Annotated in this window: 4 protein-coding genes and 1 pseudogene; all 5 read left to right on the top strand. The window is 62.7% G+C overall.

Annotated features, from left to right (window positions below; genetic code table 11):
• Positions 1 to 560 (top strand): ABC transporter permease (locus B4968_RS17900; protein ID WP_139792900.1); only part of this gene is annotated, 560 nt, incomplete at its 5' end.
• Positions 557 to 1,369: an ABC transporter permease gene (locus B4968_RS17895; protein ID WP_083100744.1), complete on the top strand. Its 813-nt coding sequence runs from the start codon at positions 557 to 559 to the stop codon at positions 1,367 to 1,369. The genes B4968_RS17900 and B4968_RS17895, both read left to right, overlap by 4 nt.
• A pseudogene (locus B4968_RS17890) lies at positions 1,369 to 2,960 on the top strand (ABC transporter ATP-binding protein). Before B4968_RS17895 ends, B4968_RS17890 begins: the two are co-directional and overlap by 1 nt.
• Positions 2,957 to 3,442, top strand: a complete 486-nt coding sequence (locus B4968_RS17885) for a GNAT family N-acetyltransferase (RefSeq protein WP_083100743.1) — start codon at positions 2,957 to 2,959, stop codon at positions 3,440 to 3,442. Before B4968_RS17890 ends, B4968_RS17885 begins: the two are co-directional and overlap by 4 nt.
• Positions 3,435 to 3,723: aldehyde dehydrogenase family protein (locus B4968_RS17880; RefSeq protein WP_139792899.1), on the top strand; the 289-nt coding region annotated here is incomplete at its 3' end. The genes B4968_RS17885 and B4968_RS17880, both read left to right, overlap by 8 nt.

Below are 3,723 nucleotides of genomic sequence, written 5' to 3'. Positions count from 1 at the left end.
TGGCGGTGATGGGAGCGACCCAACTGGGGGTGGCGGTGACGAATTTCTGGGTTGCGGTGATCCTGGTGCTGATCTTTGCCATCAATCTGCGCTGGTTTGGCGCCGGTGGTTTTGCCGGCTGGGACAAAGGGTTTGGCGCCGCCCTGAAATCCCTGACCCTGCCCGCCATCGCGCTGGCGCTGCCACAGGCCGCCATTCTGGCCCGCGTCATGCGTTCAGCGCTGCTGGACATTCTGGGCGAGGACTTTATGCGCACCGCCCGCGCCAAGGGCCTGAGTCGCCGTCAGGCTCTGTGGCGCCACGGGCTGCGCAACGCGATGATCCCGGTGCTGACCATCATCGGGCTGCAGTTTTCCTTTCTGCTGGCCGGTGCCATCATCATCGAGCAGGTGTTCTTTCTGCCCGGTCTTGGACGGCTGGTGTTTCAGGCCATTTCCTCACGCGATCTGATCGTGGTGGAATCGGTGGTCATGCTGCTGGTCTTTGCTGTGATCAGCGTCAATTTCCTGGTCGACCTTGCCTATGCGCTGGTTGACCCCCGCCTCAGGAGCCGCGCATGAACCGGAATTTGCTTGTCGGGCTGATGCTGTCCTCTGTGGTACTCTTGGCGGCGCTGGTCTCCTTTGTCTGGACGCCCTTTGATCACGCGGCGATGGATATTCCCGCAAAGCTGCAGCGGCCCAACGGGCAGCACTGGCTGGGCACCGACCACTTTGGCCGCGATATCTTCTCGATGGTCATGGTGGGGGCGCGCACCTCAATCGCGGTGGCGCTGGTCGCTGTTGGCATTGGCATGGGAATTGGCATCCCGCTGGGTCTGATGGCGGCGGCCAGAAAGGGCAGCTGGCTGGATGAGCTGATCATGCGCGGCAATGATCTGGTCTTTGCCTTCCCCTCGCTGGTGATTGCCATTCTGATCACCGCCATCTTTGGCGCCGGGGCCATCAATGCGATCATCGCCATCGGCATTTTCAACATCCCGGTCTTTGCCCGCATCACCCGTGGTGCGGCGCTGTCGCTGTGGGAACGCGAGTTCATTCTGGCCGCAAGGGTGGCAGGCAAGGGCGCAGCCCGCATCTCGGCCGAGCACATCCTGCCCAATGTCGCCAACCTGCTGATCGTGCAGGGCACCATCCAGTTCTCGCTGGGGATCTTGGCCGAGGCAGGCCTGTCCTACGTGGGACTAGGGGCGCAGCCGCCGACCCCCAGCTGGGGCCGCATGCTGGCGGATGCCCAGACCATGGTGAGCTTTGCGCCACATCTGGCGCTCATTCCCGGCTCTGCCATTGTGATCACGGTGCTGGGGCTTAACCTGTTGGGAGACGGGTTGCGTGACTGGCTTGATCCCAAACTGAGGCTGGCGCGCTGATGACCCTGCTGCAAATCTCAAACCTGTCCCTGCAGATTGGCACCCACGCCATCCTAAAGGATGTCTCTCTTGCGGTGGCGCCGGGCGAAATCGTCGCTGTGACCGGCGAAAGCGGGTCGGGTAAATCCATGACCGCCTTTGCCGTTATGGGGCTGCTGCCCGAGACCGCCAGCACCAGTGGCGAGATCACCCTGGAAACCCGCGACCTGCTGCGCCTGAGCGAGGCCCAGATGTGCGGCGTCAGAGGCCAGATCATCGGCATGGTGTTCCAGGAGCCAATGACCGCGCTCAACCCGGTAAAGACCATGGGCGACCAGGTGATGGAGACCATTCTGATCCACAAGGCCATGCCACCGGATCAGGCCCGCGCCCGCGCCCGTGACCTGCTCGACCGGGTGGGTTTGCCCGCCGATCGTTTTCCGCTGGGGCGCTTCCCGCATGAGCTGTCCGGCGGCCAGCGTCAGCGCGTGGTGATCGCCATGGCGATTGCGCTGCGCCCGAAACTGCTGATCGCGGATGAGCCCACCACCGCGCTGGATGTCACCACACAGGCGCAAATTCTTGAGCTGCTGCGCGATCTGGTGCGCGAGTTCGACATGGGGTTGATGATCATCACCCATGACCTCGCCGTGGTGGCGGATCTGGCAGATCGCATTGTGGTGATGCGCCACGGAGAAGTGGTGGAAACAGGCTCTACACAGGGGCTTTTGCACAATATGCAGCATCCCTATACCCGCATGCTGTTTGCCGCCTCGACCCACCAGGTGACACTGCCCACACCACCTGCCCCCACGCCGCTATTGCAAGTCACCGGCGCTGTGCGCGACTATGCCCTGCCGCGCAAATCGCTGTTTGCCCGGCCCGCGCATTTTCGCGCTGTCAAAGAGGTTTCTTTTACCCTCAATCGCGGTGAGCGTCTGGGGCTGGTCGGCGAGTCTGGCTGTGGAAATCGACCCTAACGCGGGCCATTTTGGGTGTGGAGCCCCTGCAGGCCGGGCAAATCCACCTTGATGGCATCGAGATCACCACGCCGCAAAACCCGGAAATCCGCCGCCGGATGCAGGTGGTGTTTCAGGATCCCTTTGGCAGCTTTAACCCACGCCACCGGGTCGACCAGCTGATCACCGAGCCGTTCTATTCCCTGCCTGACCCACCAAAGGGCGTGGCGCGGATGGACCTTATCGCTGACACCCTGCGCGCCGTGGGCCTGCAGCCAGAGGATGCGCAAAAATACATCCACCAGTTCTCTGGTGGGCAACGCCAGCGCATTGCCATCGCGCGCGCCCTGATCACCCGCCCCGAACTGATCCTGTTTGACGAGGCCGTCTCGGCGCTGGATGTATCCGTGCGGGCCCAGATCCTTGATCTGCTGGCAGAGCTTTGCGAGGCCTTTGGTCTCACCTATCTGTTCATCAGCCATGATCTGAGCGTGGTGCGTACCATCACTGACCGCTGTCTGGTGATGCAAAGGGGCGAGATCGTCGAAGCGGGCGCCACCGAAGACATCTTTACCGCGCCACAGCACCCCTACACCCGCGCCTTGATTGCCGCAGCTCCGGTGCTGCCCGAGATCAATCTGGGGGCAGCATGACCACAGCCCATGAGGTTTCGCTGGCGCTGATCATGCCGCGGGAACAGGCACTGTTTGCCTCTGTTCTGGCGCCTTATTTCTACGATGTTGCGCCCAGTATTGAGGTCGATATCTCGGACCGTGCCAAGCAGATGCTGCACCGTCAGGATGTCACCGCGTTCTGGATCCGCCGGGGGCGCGGCCGCATCGGCTTTGCCCTGGTGCTGAACCTGCCGGATGATCGACGCGAGCTGTCCGAATTCTCCATTGTGCCGCAGCACCGGCGCAAGGGGTTGGGACAGCAAGCCGCCAGCCTGTTGTTGCAGGAGTTCCCCGGGCGCTGGCGCATGGGGATTTCTGGGCATTCAAAACAGGCGCTGGCGTTTTGGGGCACCTGCCTCAGCGTACTGCCAGGGGTTAGCGAGCTGCGCGAGGGCGCGCCTTTCACTGAACACCAGACCAAAAGCTACACATTTGACATTGCAGGACCCAAAAATGACTAATGCAAATCCAACTTGGTTCGACCCCAGCCTCTGCCTGATTGGCGGCAGATGGCAGCCCGCAGCTGGCGGCAAGACCCTGCCGCTGGTGAACCCTTCGGATGGCTCTGCCCTGTGCCAGATTGCCCGTGGCGGCGCGGCCGATATCGATGCTGCGGTTACGGCCGCCGAGGTGGCGCTGGCGGGCGAATGGGGGCGCAAGACAGCGCTGGAACGGGGCCGTATCCTGACCCGCATTGGCCAGCTGGTGCTGGAGCGCGTCGAGGCCCTTGCGGCGCTTGAGG

The organism is Pseudophaeobacter leonis (genome assembly GCF_002087335.1).
Taxonomy (GTDB): domain Bacteria; phylum Pseudomonadota; class Alphaproteobacteria; order Rhodobacterales; family Rhodobacteraceae; genus Pseudophaeobacter; species Pseudophaeobacter leonis.
The sequence above is the reverse complement of the archived record's forward strand: the minus strand, read 5'-3'. Positions and strand labels throughout refer to the sequence as shown.